Source organism: Rhizobium ecuadorense (assembly GCF_001187535.1).
Taxonomy (GTDB): domain Bacteria; phylum Pseudomonadota; class Alphaproteobacteria; order Rhizobiales; family Rhizobiaceae; genus Rhizobium; species Rhizobium ecuadorense.
Window position 1 is genome coordinate 1 of record NZ_LFIO01001278.1, and the last position, 358, is coordinate 358.

At 59.8% G+C, this 358-nt stretch carries 1 pseudogene; it reads right to left on the reverse strand.

The features are described from left to right. A pseudogene (locus AF337_RS27230) lies at nt 1-358 on the reverse strand (adenylate/guanylate cyclase domain-containing protein); the annotation flags it as partial.

A 358-nucleotide genomic window follows, 5' to 3' on the forward strand; every position in this document is an offset into this window, starting at 1 on the left:
GTCCAGACAAGCTTCAGGTTGATTTCGGCGACGACGATGCCACCTGCCTTACGGTTTCCGGCCATGGCCATGGTCATGAACGGTTCGGAGCCGTCGCGAAAAGTGACTGGCCCAAACCATGTGCCGTTCGAACGAACTCCCAAGACAGCAGGATCGCCAGAGCGATCCGATCCCCCTTCCATCCTGTTCAAGTCGATACGGGAGACATGCAGCCGTTCGACGCCGACATCGTCAACAAGGGTGATGCTGGCGATCGCCGGGGCTAGGCGCATCACCCGCAGTGCATCGAGCCGATGGTATGCCTCGGCATCAGCGGTCCAGGCTTGCTGGACCGTCCAACCCAGTTGATCCTTGATGC